Here is a 14,758-nt window from a genome sequence, read left to right on the forward strand (position 1 = left end):
CTGCTGTCTGTTCTGATCCCTTTAAGCGTTCTGCATGTCCACTCCCGGCGGCAGGGCGCTGCCCTCGCTCTCGTGGGCTTCATAGGTTGTGCACTCGCAAGCGACGCGAACCCGCCAAGTGACGTGCTTGATCCTGTACTATCAGGGCGCGTCTTTGACGGTGCCTCGTTGATGGCTGCTTTCCACCAGGAACTTGCGTCACAGCCCCAAAGCTCGAAAGAGCGGCTGAACGTGCCGGTCGACCAACAGGAATTTTTGGAAATCTGTCACAAAGCACGCGCCAAGTATGCTCCTAGCGGGCGGGAGGACATGGTTAATGAGTCAGCCCGGTTCGATCGTGAGAAACTCCTGTGCGATGCATTTCCTAGCCCGGACGTGCAGAACTGGATCGGTCAGATTGCGGCTGTTTCAATCGACTCTGCTGGGCGCCTTGCGCTAACCGTTTCGCTTGACGCCAACACCACTGTCAGCACCGAGCGTAGCAGTTACCTGACACTGACGAACACTCCCGGCGCTGGAGACTCTGCTGCCCTGCTCGAGCAATCTGGCCTCACGAAGGGACAGTGGGTTCAGTTCTCCGGGACTTTCATCAAAGCGAAACGAGACTGCTTTGCGGAGAAGAGCATGACGCTATCGGGCTCAATGCAAACGCCGGAATTCGCCTTTCAGTTCTCCGATATCAGCCTGATCCCTTGATGAGTGAACAGGCACGAATTCCTTTCCTCATTCGCGAAGAAGCGGCCTCCATCCCTTGATATGCCGATCCGAGCAGAAGAGCGGTGGATCGCCGAAGAGCCGCCAATAGCCTATGCGAGCCTCGGGACTTTGGATCCAGTAGCCAACAGATTGCGGGGCCTCTGGCAGGATCTCGTCTTGGGCCATCCATAAGATTATGGGCGTGCCATCACGCGGTGCAGCGTTGATTGGAGACCAGCCCTCATGCAGGTCCATTCTCGACATCGTAAGCTGAACCTTACGGAGTACCACGGCGTTTGTATGTCTGGGTGGCCCGGATCTGGTGCGGCACAATGAACTTTCTCGACCTTAAGCCTCATGTCCAACCCGAAGCGGCTCAGGCTGAGCTTGATCGGTTCGGATCTCAGGCCGTCTCCATCGTAGCTTTGGCCCTGGCGCTTTCCGGCTTGAACTGTGCGATCCTGATGTACGCAATGCTCTAAGACGCGCGCATTGGAGCCTTCCCTAACCTCGGCAAATTGCGGCCCGTGGTGCCAACGAGCTTACGGGCGGTGACCGTCTAGGGTTCAGGCGGCCGAAAGAGTTAACCCACCAGCGCCCGGGTAATGCCACGTTCGCGACCAACCACCGGGCATGCTCGTGGTACAGTATTGAGTTGCTGACTAAGGGCCGAGGGGGCGTCGAGTTATGAGACAGGAAGTTGTTGTCAGGAGGCAATCGCCATTGATTGCCTCCAATGCCTTACCGTGTACTACAACCTTGCTGATCTGCCGCAACATTGTTCTTCGCGCCGGTCTCAGGCTCGTCCTATCTGACACGCCGTTCGCTCTGTCGGATCATGCCATCGATCCAGCTTCGGATATGTTGGCCTTTGCCGAAAGCGACCGCATTCTCATTCTGCTGGGAGAGACCCTCACACTCGACGCGTATCTGGAAACCCTGGAGAGGCTGAAGGCCCAGTGTCCCGCAGCCTGGGTGGTCGTTCTGGCCGACCATTTGGAGCCCAACGCCGTCCTCCGTCTGCTCCAAGCCGGTCTGAACGGGCTGTGCTCTCCAGCCATGGGCGGGAGCAGCTTGGTCAAGGTTCTTGAACTGGTAACCGACGGCGAGACCTTCCTTCCGGCTGAGATAGGCATGGCTCTGCTCGAACGGCAATCCCATTGGAGCGGGCTTGACGCTCAGAACAGCCCGGTGCTCCCGGCTGTTGGGTTGGCAGGGCGGCTGTCGGACAGGGAAGCCCAGATCCTTCGATGCCTGACACAGGGCGCCTCCAACAAAATGATTGCGCGTCAGCTCGGGATCGCGGAACCAACCGTGAAGGTCCACATCAAGAGCATTCTGAGAAAGGTCAAGGCGGGCAACCGCACCCAAGCCGCCATGTGGGCGCAGCACCATCTGCAACTGCCTGCCTGAGGCAGCGGGATCGCACAGCAAGACCCGCCGGGAGAGCGGAAGCAGCGGATCAAAGAGAAGCCGACAGGGCGCGGAGCTTGGGAGCGTCCGTTGGATTGACCTGCATCGTTGCTTGTTCATACTGACCGCGATGAAGCGTTTGATCAGCCAAATCCGCAGCTACCTTGCCCATCTATCCGAGCGTCGAAGTCGAGACGGGCTCACAGCCGTCGAGTACGAGGCTGTCTGCCTGATCACCTATGAGAGTGCCGCGGCATACGCCCGTGCCCGGCAACAAGCCTTCTACTGTCGCTCTCGTGGAAGCGAACAGGGCTTTCGGTTCTGGTCAGCCGTTGCAGCCGAGATTGATCGACGGGCGGGTGCCAGCTCTAAAAGGGCCGATGAGCGGCCGGAATAGCCCCAGTACTCGCGCGTGGGGCTATCCGCGATAAGTGTTTGATTTGGTGTTCTCGTCAGGTGGCGGGCTTGAACGGATCCAGGCCTTCAAAGCCGCCAGGAGTGTCGAAGATTTCGATCAGTTTATCGATCGATGCGCCGTAATTGACCGTCTCGTAATACGTCACCACCTCGCCCCCTTTCGCGCCCCCTAGAGAGTTGAAGAAGCCGGGTCGCAGTTCCTTGGTGCTTAGATCCATGCGCCGGAATTTGGGACGCTTTTCCAGCTTATGAGTCGAGTGAGCCAACAAGATCTTGGCTCTCATCTTATCGAAGGAGTAACCAGACCCAGCCCATTTGAGTCCTTCGATAGATCGATTGATGCCTTCAAGGTAGTTCGTCGTGAATCTGTTGTCCCAATAGGCGAATACAACATCCTCACGTGGATTCACGAATTTGATAACGTCGAAAAAATCTCTATAGATCTCGTTCGGAATGCTGGCCTTCCATGCTTTATACAACTGTTTTGCTTCAGGAGAAGAACATTTTGTATCGTACATGTTGGCGAACCTCTCCTTCGCCCAGTACGCAGCCGCGAAGCGAGGAAGGCGATCAAACCATCTGGATAGTCGCTCGCGCGAGTCCTCGTCATTACCCCCACCTCGCAGAAGCAGGAGCTTTGCGTCATGTTTCAATTCAAGGCGCTCCTCCTTGCTCAAGGTCTCTGCTTCCGCCTTCCGGATCTGCTCCAACACGGCGACAACTTTGCTCTCGACGTGGAAGCGGTCTAGGACAATGGCCGCGCCCGGGAACCAACGGCGAGCGACCGAATGGAACTCACTACGCATGTCAAGGCAAACAACCTTGACCTTATGCCTGTCGCGACGGCTTTCGAAGTAAGTATCTAGCGCCGCTGAACTGCGGCTGGGAAGGATGTTAATCAGAGTTCGCTCTTTGATATTGCCGATCACGCAGCAATATTTCTTGAGCCAGAACTTTTCATCGAACCCAAGGACCTCTGGCATATCGAAATGAGTGCTTGCGAAAACATCATCGCTGAACGATTTGAACACTCTGCTGATCGTGTCCGTTGAAAGGCCGACTTCTCGTGCCAAGGCCTCGTCCGTCTGCCGGATGTTTGCCTCTCCAATATGCTGAAACAGCCTCATGGTCATCTTGTGGATAGGATGAAGGCTTGTTGGGAGAGGATCCTTCGCTGTTACCTTGCATAGCTTGCAGCGATAGAGCTGCCGTTTCAGGATCAGCTCAACCCACTTCTTGTTAATGGGTAGATCCGTGAACCGCGGCGGCTTCCCTCTAGGCCCATTTCGCGTCATGCGGCATGGTGGGTTCTTGCAGCGGTCTTCCCGCACCAGTCCCTTCGTCACCTCAATCTCAAAAGCATACTGATTTTCGAAGCGATGCCAGTCGACGACCTTCACACCTTCGAGGTCTAGGAAATCGGGAAGGTCACTCATGGGGAACTCTGGAGGGAACGCAGGCGGCGCTTCTTGCCCCTCTCCTGAGGTGCCGTCAATGCGACGATCAAACACTTATCGCGGATAGCCCCACGCGCGAGGATCGTCTGTCATTTCGCGTCTTGCTAGCCGATTATGATGTGCGGATGAGAACCAGCCCGAACGATATGGCTCTCGCTGCCATTCCACCTGAACAGATATTCTACCTGTCCTCGATACTTCGGGTTATCGAGGACATAGCGAACAGTTGCCGGCCACCACTTGCCGCCGCGGGCCGTAGGCACTCCATCGGTGTTAAGGACGTTGGCGATCGATTGGAGTGTGGCGCCCTCCCCTTTCATGGCGAAGATGCGACGCACCGTGTCGGCGCGCTCTTGATCCTCTACAAGGCCACCCTGCCTGTCTTTCCGATAACCGAGAGGAGCCGCCCCACCTGCGAAGCCGCCTCGGGATGCCTTTTCGCGGCGTCCTAAGAATGTGCGTTCAGTGATGACCTGGCGCTCCTGCTCGGCCATGCCCGCGAGAATGGCGAAGACAGTCCGGCCCATGGGGGTGGCTGTGTCGATAGGCTCGGTCACTGACCGGAGTTGCACCCCATGCTGTTCCTGTAGGTCGTTGGCGGCCGTGACGGCGTAGACAATCTGTCGGGCCAGGCGGTCGAACTTCCAGACCAGGAGGACGGAGAAGGCGCCCTGCTCGGCCATCTCCACGATGCGGCGGAATCCTTCACGGTCTCCTGGCTTGGTCGCACCCGAGACGCCTGGATCGGACACGACCTCGAGCAGCTCGTAGCCCTGGCTGGCGGCAAAGGCCTTGATAGCTGCCTCTTGGGTGGTGAGACCGAACCCGGAGGAAGCCTGTTCCTCGCTCGACACCCTGATGTACCCGACAGCTTTAGAAGCTACCTCGGCGCGGGCCGTCTCGGCTGCATGGGCACGACGTTTAAGGCGCTGAACCCGCTTCGATCCTCCTGCTGGCGTCATATTTCAAACCCCAGCTTCTCCTTGGCCATGTGCTTTATATAGCCTGTCGCCAAATCCTTGATGAGCCCTACGCCAAAGCCGCCGACTTTTGAGGCCCCCTCCTTTGTTTTCTTCCAGACTTCCGGGTCGCGAATTGCGTCCAAGAACTCATGTCCCTCCCATGACAGGCGGCTGAACACTACCTCGCCTTCGTGAACTCCATGGTGCCGAATGAAGCCGGCCTCGTAGAGCAGCATGACATGATAATCGACTTGCTCGGAGGTATACCCTTCGAGCTCAAGATCCGCGTCCTTTGAGGAAAGGGGCATTGGCTTGTTCGGGTCGCGGTCACTGCTCTCCAGTGTCAGGAGCAGGTTTCGGATGAGATCCATATCCCGTTTCATCGCCGTTCCGTTCCAGGCAGGGCAATATCCTACCTGCCCATTTATAAACTCTCCCGAGAATTTATAACTGCTTCGCTTATCAGATGGCAACTCAGCTTGTCGAGATGGCCGTATCCCAGGCTAACGCCACCTCAAGGCGGCGAAGCCTTCGCGATGCGTTTTAGACTACGACTCTGTAAGACATATACAAAATCTTTGTTAAAGTAGTGAAGTCTGAGTTGTCTATGGTTTCCTGCAGCGTTCGGAGCACACTTGGACGCTGGTTCATAGGTGATGCCAGCGCAAGATCCTCCCATGGTTGAGCGCGAAGACTGAACCGATCGATAGCGGGCAGACTGAGCCTAGGATCTTGCCCGTCGGTGTAAGGCAAAGTGCCCGAGTGTGAACAGGTAAAGCAATTGTCTGATGCTCAAGTCCCATGATTGAAGTCCCTCAAGTCGAGCCCAGCCTTTCGTTAGTAGGATGGTCTGTCTCCTCCCCGTCCGTACGCGGACTGAGTGGTGGTCTGTCCCTTTGCACCTGCCATTGCTGGCGAAGGGACACTACCTCTCCACAAAACAATTGTATCAAGCCAAGTTGAGGAGCAGGATGTCCCAAACCCGGCAGAGGCTTCAGGGGCTCACCAACACCTGAGGGGATGACCATGGCTCGCCCTGCTAGTCCAGGCCCGAAGATACTATGGGCCGACACGAACAATTCCAACAATGAGATTTCCGAAGGAGCGTCCGCGGGAACGTCGGTTGGGATCACCGCTCAAGCGTCGAAGGGCGGTTCGAAGTTCAGTTACAGCTTAACGCAAGGTTCGGACGCCTTTGCGATTGATCCGAGAACAGGAGCGATTACCGCTAAGGATGGCAGCCTTCTTGATTACGAAACCGCACACAGCAAAACCGTAACGGTCAAGGCAACGAGTGCCGGCGTAACCAGTTCGCAGGACTTCACGATCAATCTCAAGGACGTTTACACCATCACCGATGTAACACTTGGGGGCAATTACACTGCAACGTCCGAGAACGACTATTATGTAGTCGACCTGACGACGTTCAAAAGCCAGGTCGGTGTTGAGCCCAGCTATCGCTTTATTGCAGGCTTCGACCCGAACCACGACAAGGTCGTGTTGGCGAATTTCAGTTACGACAGCACAAATATCGGAAATGGAGGTCGCGATTTCGATCTTCACGGCCAAAGCAGTGACGGGTATTTCGCATTCTCGCGCTTCACGACCAACGACGCACAGACGAGCGTTGCTGTGAGGCTCACAGATCCTGACACGGCTGATATTGCCTATATCGAGGTGGTCCTATCTGGTGTCACGGGGGATTCCGGGCTGAGTAAGTTCAACCAGTTTGGCTTTGTTACTAGCGGCACATTTGAGTACAGCGATTTGTTCATCTGAGTGAATATGCGGCCAACGGTGTTTGGTAGGAGAGACACAGAACCTTCAGCGAATTCTAAGTTCCTCGAGGCAGCTTAGGTCACAGAAGACTGAAGGGAGGGCGATGACGGTAGAACCGCAATCGACACTATATATACGTGAGGTTGACGTCCCCCGCCGTATAGCGCCACCTTCTATTTGAGTGTGACATAACCTCTTTTACGTTTTCGCTTGAGCCACGCATTCAAAGCTTCTGCGGCCTGCTCCTGGGTTTCGTAGAGTTCTATACGCCTTCTTTCGACGAGGCCGATCCGACCCCATGCACGAACTAAGGCGGTATCTCCAAACAAGGTTGGTTCGACAGCAAGCGAGTAAAACCGGGCCATACTGCTGGCCGAGTTCCGCCTCTCAAGGGTGATGCGCTGCGGTTCGTTCTTGGGCATGTTCAAGACTTAGCGCAGGGCGCTTCAAGGTCTAATGAAAGTTATGAATCATTAATGCCAGAGCGATTCACTTCCATGGTCGGTCCGGAGCGGCTCTCGTCTAGTTGTCAGCTGACAACCAAGTCACGCCCATTCGTTAACAGCTTGGTAACCCTTAAACGCTTGCCCGGCTCACCGAATCGTGGCCATTATCTCAGACGGAAAGCAGGCGTTTAACGCCCGGAAACCGTTTTGAGAGAGAGTTGATGGCAGAGGCGGCGCTAAAGAATGAGCAGAGAGGCGAGGCGACCAGTGCGCGAATTGCACGCCATGCCCAAGTTCTCTCGAGTCAGCTACGCTCGCTTGGTACGTCACTATTCCCACCTTCAGCGTCTAAGGGTCTGAGGTCCTTCTCCTCCGGTGAGGTCGCCCGTATCGTTGGCGTCTCTGACGGCTACCTGCGTCAGCTCTCCCTTGATGGACTTGGTCCTAAGCCAGCACTGGCGACAGGCGGCAGGCGGTCCTACACGCTATCTCAGGTCAATGAGTTGCGAGAGTATCTTGCCGAAGCGCGCCCGAAGGAAGCCCTTCAGTTCAAGCCGACGCGCAGGTCTGGGGATAAGCTGCAGGTGATTGCGGTCGCCAATTTCAAAGGCGGATCCGCAAAGACTACGACAGCTCTGTACCTGACTCAATATCTGGCCCTTCAGGGTTTCCGCGTCCTAGCAATTGATCTAGATCCGCAGGCTTCATTGTCTGCCATGTTCGGGTATCAGCCTGAGTTTGACATTGCGGAGAATGAAACCCTTTACGGCGCCATTCGCTATGACGAGCTCCGTCGCCCGATGCGGGAGGTCATTCGTCAAACCTACTTCGATGGCGTGGGACTGGTGCCTGGCAACCTAGAGCTAATGGAGTTCGAGCACCATACGCCGCGGGCCATGATCGATCGCCGGGAGCGGGGGCATGACCTGTTCTTCCGTCGTGTCGCGACAGCGATCGAGCAAGTGGCTGATGACTACGATGTCGTGGTAATCGACTGCCCTCCCCAACTAGGCTACCTGACGCTTGGGGCACTCAATGCAGCGACCGCGATGCTGGTCACCGTCCACCCGCAGATGGTGGACGTTGCCTCGATGAACCAGTTCCTCCTCATGACCTCGGAGTTGATCTCGGTGGTCGAGGAGGCAGGTGGGCGGCTCGATCACGACTTCATCCGGTATGTCATCACTCGCCACGATCCAAATGACGTGCCCGAGGCGCAGATCGTCGCCCTCCTCCGCGGCCTATTCGGCGAAGACGTGCTGCGAGCCACAGCATGGAAATCGACCGCCATCGCGAATGCCGGACTCACCAAGCAGAGCCTCTACGAGCTCGATCGCGGATCCGTCGGCCGGGCGGCTTATGACCGTGCTTTGGAGTCCGTGGACGCTGTGAACGCAGAGATTACAAGTCTGATCAAAGGAGCCTGGGGGCGGTGAGCATGAACAAGCGGATGGACGCCATACGGTCTCTGATTGCTAATCCTCAACCCGACCCGTTGTCAGCTGACAACAAGCCGGCACCCCTGCCCCGTGTGTCCTCGGGCTCCGTCCGTTCCATGAAGGACTCATTTTCCGGCGTCGAGCGGGAGAACGAGGAACTCCGCGAAAAGCTCGCGGCGGCCGTCGTTGTCCTGGATATCGATCCCAGCCTCATTGACCCCTCGCCCATTGCTGACCGCTTCCGTGAACAGGAAGACGCCGGCTTCGAGGCTTTGAAGGAGTCAATCAAGGCCCGAGGTCAAGAAGTCCCCGTCCTGCTCCGCGCTCATCCGTCGGAAGCTGGCCGTTATCAAAGCGCATACGGCCACAGACGCATCCGGGCCGCCCGTGAACTTGGCGTGTCTGTTCGGGCCGTCGTTCGAGCGCTGTCCGATGAGGACCTGGTAATTGCTCAGGGTGTTGAGAACTCCGCTCGTCAGGATCTGAGCTTCATTGAGCGAGCTGTGTTTGCCGCTCGCCTTGAGGATGCGGGGCACGAAAGGTCCGTGGTGCAAGACGCCCTATCGGTCGACAAGGCCGAGGCATCCAAGCTCATTTCAGTGGCCAAGGCGATCCCGGCCGACATCATCGAGGCTGTTGGACGAGCGCCAAAGATTGGCCGGCCCCGATGGCAGGCATTGGCTGACGCGCTGAAGGCCCACCGCGGCGCGGCGAAGGCGATAAGGGCTGTCATCAGCAAACCCGACTTCGTGGGGCGAGATTCGGACGCGCGGTTCCTCAAGCTGCTGTCAGCGGCGACCCAAGCGCCTGACGAGCCACAGAATGGCAAGTCCGAGGCCCGGACGGTTGTTGCAGCTACCGGCCAGAAGATTGCGCGGGTGAAGAACTCGGGGCGAGATTTGAAGATTTCGTTCGATCAGGGACTGGATGCGGCTTTCGCATCGTTCCTGGTAGAGCAGATCCCATCCTTGTTCGCGACCTATGTGGAAGCGAACGGGAAGGGTGAAGCCGGTGAGGGTGATGCTCTCGCCAATCAGCAACGTGAGCAGGAGTAGCGCGGCAAAAGAAAAAGGCCCCCGGAACAACGTCACGGAAGCCTCTCTCTGTAGTCTGGACAACTCAGAGAATCCCACTTCCGCAAAACTCAGTCAAGAGTCTTAGCGTCGTTTTGGCGAGCGGATTTCCTTTGCCCTGAACAAGGCAAAGAACATGGATCATATCTCATCGACGCCCTTCGGGCGGCCGCTCTCGCTCACCATGGTGGCTGCGAGGGTGAAGGCGGAGCATTGCCCAGCCGAGACCATCGCCGAGAAATGGAAGGTGCTCGACAACTTGCGGGAGGCCAAGCAGGTCCTCGGAGTGTCGGATCGGGCGCTCAGCGTCCTCAACGCGCTTTTGACATTCCATCAGGACACGACGCTGGCGCTTGGCGGGGATCTCATCGTCTATCCGTCAAATCGGTCTCTGCTGCTGCGGGCGAACGGCATGGCGCCGGCAACGCTCCGGAGGAACCTGGCGGCGCTTGTCCACGTGGGGCTGGTAATCCGCAGGGACAGCCCGAACGGCAAGCGGTACGCTCGTAAAGGGGAGGGCGGCCAGATCGAACAGGCGTTCGGGTTCGACCTGAGCCCGCTCGTCGCTCGTGCGGCCGAGTTCGAGAAGCTTGCCGGGGAAGCTCGAGCCGCGGCGAAGGCTCGGTACCTGCTGCGGGAGGAAATCAGCCTCCTGCGCCGCGACATCTCGCAGACGATCCTCATGAGCCTCGACGAGGGGCTTCCTGGTCCTTGGCGCTCCCTAGCGGATCGGTTCAAGGCTCTCGGCGGTATGCCGGCACGGAACGCTGACGTCCTGCTCCTCGAGGGACTGGCGAAGGATCTGCGGGCGCTGTGGCGGGATGTGGACAAGTGCCTGACAGATCATCTGAAACAGGAGAATATGAGCACCAATGAGTCTCATACTGAGCGCCACCATCAGAATTCAAACTCAAACCCCTCAAATGATTCTGAACGCGGCTATCGAGTAGAGGAAGAAGGGACCGGCACACCTGATCCTGAAGCCTTGAGGCAGCCGGTGAGGGCATTCTCGTTAGGTGTCGTGCTCCAGGCATGCCCGGACATCGCCATGTACACGAGGGGCGGGGAGGGAATTGCAACTTGGCGAGCTCTCTCTGAAGCGGCAGCCGTTGTTCGGCCGATCCTTGGCATCAGTCCCAGCGCGTGGGCTGAGGCCTGCGAAACTATGGGGCATGACAATGCGGCTGTCACTGTTGCCGCCATTCTTCAGAGGGCAGAAGCTATCAGGAGCCCCGGGGCGTATCTTCGCAACCTGACGCAGCGGGCAAAGGAAGGAAAGTTCTCGCTCGGACCTGTTATCATGGCTCTGCTGCGAGTGAACACCAGTCATGAGACGAAACTCAAACCACAAACAGGGGCATGAAGATGCGGTTCATCACATGGAACGTGTGTGATGGGTTCGAGCGAAAGTTTGGTCACCTAGAGAGGCTAAAACCCGATATCGCAGTGCTACAGGAGGTCCGACCTGAGTGCATAGCTTATGCCGGCCTCACCGAACGCGCTGTATGGGTAGGCGATATGGGCCAGAAGGGACTGGCAGCAGTCGCCTATGGTGATTGGACGCTTACACCAGCGTCCTTTACAATCTCGGAGCGCTGGTTCATCCCGCTCATTGCTCAGAACGGTGCAACCAAAATCCACATAGTTGCCGTATGGGTTGACTCCGCTCAAGAGTGCGGACCTCCCACACTTCGGGCTCTGGAGCAGCTCAGAGACTTCATTGCAGCAGCTCCTACCATCATCGCCGGCGACTTCAATCACTGTATCGCAATGGATAAGCGCAAGGGCCCTGGGCGGCGGTTCTCTGAGGTCCTGGCTTTGCTTAAGTCCTACGGCCTGGAGAGTGCTTGGCATTCATTTTATGGGGAAGAGCAGGGGGCGGAGACCGCAGCGACACTCTACTGGAGATGGAACGCAGAGCACCCCTTCCATATCGATTTCGTGTTCTATCCTGAGCGTCTACAGGTCGAGAATGTCTCGATAGGCTCCTTTGAGAAATTCGTTCCGACGCGGATCAGCGACCACGTTCCCGTCGCCGTCGACTTCGCTCTCTAAAGAATACTATCGGTCTATCACCGCGGCGCTCGTGACGAGAGACTCAGAAGAGTGGACGCAACCGGAAAGGCAATGATGCCTGACGAATTCCGCTCCCCAATCAAGCATCATCTCGTGCTGCATCGGATCGACCCGGAGCAGGGGATCCGGCGTTTCTACTCGCTCATGATCGAGAGAGACTTGTTCGGCGTCGTGCGCCTGGTCTGCCATTGGGGGAGGGTAGGGACGCGAGGCCAAGAGGCTGTGACAGAGTTCACGACGGAGCAGGAAGCTGCGGAGGCTCTGGAAGCACTGGCTCGGCTAAAGCGGCGGCGCGGCTTTCTGGATCTCTAAAATCAGGGCATGGCATCGCGCATAAACTACGAAACCAAATTCCGAGGAGGATTGGGCTGCGTAACTCCGATAAGGCCGTTTCTGACATCAGCCTTAAGGCCAAGATGCTTGAAAGACCCCATACACAAGGTCTTAAAATTAACATGGATCAACTTATACTTGTCAGTGGTCGCCCTGGGCTCAAGAACGACATTTCTGGAGTGACGCAGATGCCCAACCTCTTCACTGACCGTTGGGAGGGCCCGATCACGGGTCTTCGTCTCCCCCTCGCAGTCTGGAAAGTCTTGATCAACGAAGGCATCAGAACCGTCGATCAGCTTAGTGCAGTCGCGGATCGCCTTGAACAGCTTCCGGGCATCGGACCGGCAATGGCGCGAGTGACCCGGGACGAGCTCGCCCGCGCTTCATTTCCTGAAGGAAGCCTGTCTGGCCGGGGCTGAAGCTGCGAACTTCCGGCAAATCCCTTTATCGATCGGTGAGCAAGCGGTCTCCTGGTGCATTCGTTGGCATTCCTCAGGCGGATAAGGGTGCGTCTCCTCCGTTTTCCGCTTCGGAGGATAGCGACAGTTCCAAGGGGAGCAGGCCTCGGGGGGAAGAGCTTACGGATCCATGACGCAGCCGGCGAACTTCTCGCGAGCGTTGCGGGAGCACTCTCCTGACAGCGTGCTGGATCAGCTTCAACTCTTCCTGGAGGAATGTCAGGCGCTGCAACAGCTCGGCATCCGCCATCGGCCGAGAGGGAGGCGCATCATCCCGGCCCAGGCGACGGATTTTCTTCAAGACGGCTGGGCCGATGGCCGGGGTGGCGAGCCAGTGAGCATCCGGGATGTCAGCCACCTCTTGCTGGCTCGGGCGACGGCCATCGAACTCGTCCAAGATTGCAGCCCTGATCCGAGACGGAAATTGTTCTAAGGGGAAAGGTTCATCCGGCGTCATGGGTTCTGCTCCAGGCGCAAGTGGGCCTGCGATGGCAGGTTCTAATCTTGGCACGTGCAAGGCAGGATATAGGCCGAGCTTAGGCATTCTAGCCTGACCATCCCTTTGCGTTCCTATACACCGATGGGAAACCGTCCGAAGGTGGCTGCGAATTTCGGGTAAGCCTTTTGTGGAACACGGCTAAAGCAAGGTCGTTGTTACATTGTAGGTCTGACCGATAGAGGTCAGGATCATGCCCATGCATGACAAAGCGGCGGATTACCGTCGACAAGCCCAAGAGACCCGCGCCGTCGCCAAGTGGCTCTCCTTGAACGATGATCGCCAGAGGCTTCTGGACGACGCCAATCGGTTAGAAGCTCTGGCCGAGACCGAGGAGCGTCAAGGGGATAGCCTTGTCCTGACTCCTCAGTCTCACGAAGATACCCTGTTCAAGCGTGCCGAGGCGGCCATTGCGGAAGCGTCAAGACTTCGCGAGGCCCGTCGGCAGATCCAGATGCGAACGGCTCAGCAGCTTGAACGGATGCAGCAGATCGAACGAGAGCTCGACCCCCTCTTCCTGCACCCCTATTGGGAACTTGGCATAGTGAGGGCAATCCGGGCGCAGGCAGGAAACCAGTCTCCGTAATTCGCAGAAGCCCTTTAGGGAACGGTGAGCGAGCCTCTTGGCTTAATAGCCATTAGCCTAAGGTCAGCGTATCCATGCCGCGTTATTACCTTCACCTTCACACCGGCCAGGACCTTGAGCTAGACCCAGAGGGCGATGACTTTCCGGATCTTGGGGCCGCCCAAGCGGAGGCTAAACGGGTGATCGGGGAACTCTGGCTCGATTGGCCTGAAGCCCGAATTGGCATGGCAATCGAGATTGTTGATGAGACTGGCCAAACCGTGCTGCGGGTTCCCTTCGCGGATGTAATCGGGCGGATGCAGTGAAGCCCGGTGGGCCAGGTGCGTTCAATAATGCCGATTGCAACACCCGGCGGTAATTCGCAGAAGGTCATTTACGGAATAACGAACAACCCGCTCCCCCACGAGTTGGTAGGCATCAATTCAACCAGGGGAAACGCCATGCCGCGCTTCTATTTCGACGTGCGGGAGGGGGCGACATTCACCCCTGATGAAGAGGGCGTGGAGTGCGAGAGTTTCGACGCTGCGGAACTCTTGGCCGCCGAGGCCGCGGCTGAGATAGGCCGGGACCGCCTGCCCAAGGGCGATGCTCGAGACGTCACGGTCGAGCTCAAGAACGAGCATCGCCAGCGGGTCCTGACGGTGACGGTGACGATGGAGATCCACCGGGTCCACCCGCAGCCGCAGCCCCCGCGATGATGTTCTCAATGTCCGAAGGATCAAGGTTCCACTCCGTGCCTCACCCCCGACCCAACAAGGCAGCCGAGTATTGGTGGAAGGCCGCCACGCTTCTGGCTATTGCCGAGGGTGCAGCGAACCGAGAGACCAAGCTCCAACTGATCAAGGCGGCGCAACACCTTGAGGTGCTGGCGGCGGATGAGGAGCGCCTCCAAGCCAGTCCCAAGCCTCTCCTGCGGGGGTGAAAGCCCGGTGCCGCATGATTGCCTAGCGAAGGAGAGGCCGAGAGGAACACTTCCCGGCCTCTCCCCGCCTGGATGAGGAGCAGTAGGGGGCTATGCTCCAGATCCAAGCCAAGAGATTATAGCCGCATCTCCAGGGACAGGTACGATAGCCTGCGAGGTGATGGATTAGGTTTCAAACAACTCGGGCGGATGGATGATGGATGGC

The 14,758-nt window shown here is 57.5% G+C and carries 17 protein-coding genes; 13 read left to right on the plus strand and 4 right to left on the minus strand.

The window, feature by feature from the left end; genetic code table 11:
• Both OCW50_RS26730 and OCW50_RS26735 read left to right on the plus strand, forming a co-directional pair.
• Positions 1-696: hypothetical protein (locus OCW50_RS26730; protein ID WP_262299670.1), on the plus strand; the 696-nt coding region annotated here is incomplete at its 5' end.
• A gap of 723 nt (positions 697-1,419) precedes the next feature.
• Positions 1,420-2,109 carry a LuxR C-terminal-related transcriptional regulator gene (locus OCW50_RS26735; RefSeq protein ID WP_262299671.1) on the plus strand — a complete coding sequence of 230 codons (690 nt, stop codon included), beginning with the start codon at positions 1,420-1,422 and terminating at the stop codon, positions 2,107-2,109.
• A 452-nt stretch (positions 2,110-2,561) separates the two neighbouring features.
• On the opposite strand, the gene OCW50_RS26740 is transcribed toward OCW50_RS26735, so the two are convergent.
• The 3 genes from OCW50_RS26740 to OCW50_RS26750 all read right to left on the minus strand — a co-directional run bounded on the left by OCW50_RS26740 (position 2,562) and on the right by OCW50_RS26750 (position 5,328).
• Entirely contained in the window at positions 2,562-3,962 is a 1,401-nt protein-coding gene (locus tag OCW50_RS26740) for an ISL3 family transposase (protein WP_262299672.1), read from the minus strand.
• Positions 3,963-4,087: 125 nt separating this feature from the next.
• Positions 4,088-4,945 (minus strand): recombinase family protein, encoded by an 858-nt coding sequence (locus OCW50_RS26745; RefSeq protein WP_262299673.1) that lies wholly within the window; start codon positions 4,943-4,945, stop codon positions 4,088-4,090.
• The gene (locus tag OCW50_RS26750; protein ID WP_262299674.1) at positions 4,942-5,328 is read right to left on the minus strand and encodes a DUF2513 domain-containing protein; all 387 of its coding nucleotides are present in this window, start codon (positions 5,326-5,328) and stop codon (positions 4,942-4,944) included. The genes OCW50_RS26745 and OCW50_RS26750 overlap by 4 nt, the downstream gene beginning before the upstream one ends.
• 643 nt (positions 5,329-5,971) lie before the next feature.
• Here OCW50_RS26750 and OCW50_RS26755 point away from each other — a divergent pair.
• The gene (locus OCW50_RS26755; protein WP_262299675.1) at positions 5,972-6,724 is read left to right on the plus strand and encodes a cadherin repeat domain-containing protein; all 753 of its coding nucleotides are present in this window, start codon (positions 5,972-5,974) and stop codon (positions 6,722-6,724) included.
• Positions 6,725-6,897: 173 nt separating this feature from the next.
• Here OCW50_RS26755 and OCW50_RS26760 read toward each other — a convergent pair whose 3' ends face one another.
• The gene (locus OCW50_RS26760) at positions 6,898-7,146 is read right to left on the minus strand and encodes a WGR domain-containing protein (RefSeq protein WP_262299676.1); all 249 of its coding nucleotides are present in this window, start codon (positions 7,144-7,146) and stop codon (positions 6,898-6,900) included.
• Positions 7,147-7,391: 245 nt separating this feature from the next.
• Here OCW50_RS26760 and repA point away from each other — a divergent pair, with 245 nt between their 5' ends.
• From repA to OCW50_RS26810, 10 genes are all read left to right on the plus strand, one after another.
• Positions 7,392-8,606 carry a plasmid partitioning protein RepA gene (gene repA / locus OCW50_RS26765; protein WP_262299677.1) on the plus strand — a complete coding sequence of 405 codons (1,215 nt, stop codon included), beginning with the start codon at positions 7,392-7,394 and terminating at the stop codon, positions 8,604-8,606.
• Positions 8,607-8,608: 2 nt separating this feature from the next.
• Entirely contained in the window at positions 8,609-9,664 is a 1,056-nt protein-coding gene (gene repB, locus OCW50_RS26770) for a plasmid partitioning protein RepB (protein WP_262299724.1), read from the plus strand.
• Positions 9,665-9,818: 154 nt separating this feature from the next.
• Complete coding sequence (gene repC / locus OCW50_RS26775) at positions 9,819-11,045, plus strand: plasmid replication protein RepC (RefSeq protein ID WP_262299678.1); 1,227 nt, start codon at positions 9,819-9,821, stop codon at positions 11,043-11,045.
• Positions 11,042-11,737: an endonuclease/exonuclease/phosphatase family protein gene (locus tag OCW50_RS26780; protein ID WP_262299679.1), complete on the plus strand. Its 696-nt coding sequence runs from the start codon at positions 11,042-11,044 to the stop codon at positions 11,735-11,737. Before repC ends, OCW50_RS26780 begins: the two co-directional genes overlap by 4 nt.
• Positions 11,738-11,812: 75 nt before the next feature.
• On the plus strand, positions 11,813-12,070 hold the full coding sequence (locus OCW50_RS26785; RefSeq protein ID WP_262299680.1) for a WGR domain-containing protein: 258 nt from the start codon (positions 11,813-11,815) through the stop codon (positions 12,068-12,070).
• Between the two features lie 609 nt (positions 12,071-12,679).
• Complete coding sequence (locus OCW50_RS26790; RefSeq protein ID WP_262299681.1) at positions 12,680-12,982, plus strand: hypothetical protein; 303 nt, start codon at positions 12,680-12,682, stop codon at positions 12,980-12,982.
• Positions 12,983-13,244: 262 nt separating this feature from the next.
• On the plus strand, positions 13,245-13,631 hold the full coding sequence (locus tag OCW50_RS26795) for a hypothetical protein (protein WP_262299682.1): 387 nt from the start codon (positions 13,245-13,247) through the stop codon (positions 13,629-13,631).
• Between the two features lie 74 nt (positions 13,632-13,705).
• On the plus strand, positions 13,706-13,936 hold the full coding sequence (locus OCW50_RS26800) for a DUF6894 family protein (protein ID WP_262299683.1): 231 nt from the start codon (positions 13,706-13,708) through the stop codon (positions 13,934-13,936).
• A 135-nt stretch (positions 13,937-14,071) separates the two neighbouring features.
• The gene (locus OCW50_RS26805) at positions 14,072-14,329 is read left to right on the plus strand and encodes a DUF6894 family protein (RefSeq protein WP_262299684.1); all 258 of its coding nucleotides are present in this window, start codon (positions 14,072-14,074) and stop codon (positions 14,327-14,329) included.
• Between the two features lie 35 nt (positions 14,330-14,364).
• Positions 14,365-14,553, plus strand: coding sequence for a hypothetical protein (locus tag OCW50_RS26810; protein ID WP_262299685.1), 189 nt, complete (start codon positions 14,365-14,367; stop codon positions 14,551-14,553).
• Positions 14,554-14,758: the final 205 nt, after the last annotated feature.

Origin of the sequence: Microvirga sesbaniae (assembly GCF_025460805.1) — a bacterium.
Classification (GTDB): domain Bacteria; phylum Pseudomonadota; class Alphaproteobacteria; order Rhizobiales; family Beijerinckiaceae; genus Microvirga; species Microvirga sesbaniae.

What these genes read in the sequence shown, in the direction of transcription:
- OCW50_RS26740 (WP_262299672.1), bottom strand. Translation starts at nt 3,962, where the DNA reads ATGAGTGACCTTCCCGATTTCCTAGACCTCGAAGGTGTGAAGGTCGTC.
- OCW50_RS26745 (WP_262299673.1), bottom strand. Translation starts at nt 4,945, where the DNA reads ATGACGCCAGCAGGAGGATCGAAGCGGGTTCAGCGCCTTAAACGTCGT.
- OCW50_RS26750 (WP_262299674.1), bottom strand. Translation starts at nt 5,328, where the DNA reads ATGAAACGGGATATGGATCTCATCCGAAACCTGCTCCTGACACTGGAG.
- OCW50_RS26755 (WP_262299675.1), top strand. Translation starts at nt 5,972, where the DNA reads ATGGCTCGCCCTGCTAGTCCAGGCCCGAAGATACTATGGGCCGACACG.
- OCW50_RS26760 (WP_262299676.1), bottom strand. Translation starts at nt 7,146, where the DNA reads ATGCCCAAGAACGAACCGCAGCGCATCACCCTTGAGAGGCGGAACTCG.
- repA (WP_262299677.1), top strand. Translation starts at nt 7,392, where the DNA reads ATGGCAGAGGCGGCGCTAAAGAATGAGCAGAGAGGCGAGGCGACCAGT.
- repB (WP_262299724.1), top strand. Translation starts at nt 8,609, where the DNA reads ATGAACAAGCGGATGGACGCCATACGGTCTCTGATTGCTAATCCTCAA.
- repC (WP_262299678.1), top strand. Translation starts at nt 9,819, where the DNA reads ATGGATCATATCTCATCGACGCCCTTCGGGCGGCCGCTCTCGCTCACC.
- OCW50_RS26780 (WP_262299679.1), top strand. Translation starts at nt 11,042, where the DNA reads ATGAAGATGCGGTTCATCACATGGAACGTGTGTGATGGGTTCGAGCGA.
- OCW50_RS26785 (WP_262299680.1), top strand. Translation starts at nt 11,813, where the DNA reads ATGCCTGACGAATTCCGCTCCCCAATCAAGCATCATCTCGTGCTGCAT.
- OCW50_RS26790 (WP_262299681.1), top strand. Translation starts at nt 12,680, where the DNA reads ATGACGCAGCCGGCGAACTTCTCGCGAGCGTTGCGGGAGCACTCTCCT.
- OCW50_RS26795 (WP_262299682.1), top strand. Translation starts at nt 13,245, where the DNA reads ATGCATGACAAAGCGGCGGATTACCGTCGACAAGCCCAAGAGACCCGC.
- OCW50_RS26800 (WP_262299683.1), top strand. Translation starts at nt 13,706, where the DNA reads ATGCCGCGTTATTACCTTCACCTTCACACCGGCCAGGACCTTGAGCTA.
- OCW50_RS26805 (WP_262299684.1), top strand. Translation starts at nt 14,072, where the DNA reads ATGCCGCGCTTCTATTTCGACGTGCGGGAGGGGGCGACATTCACCCCT.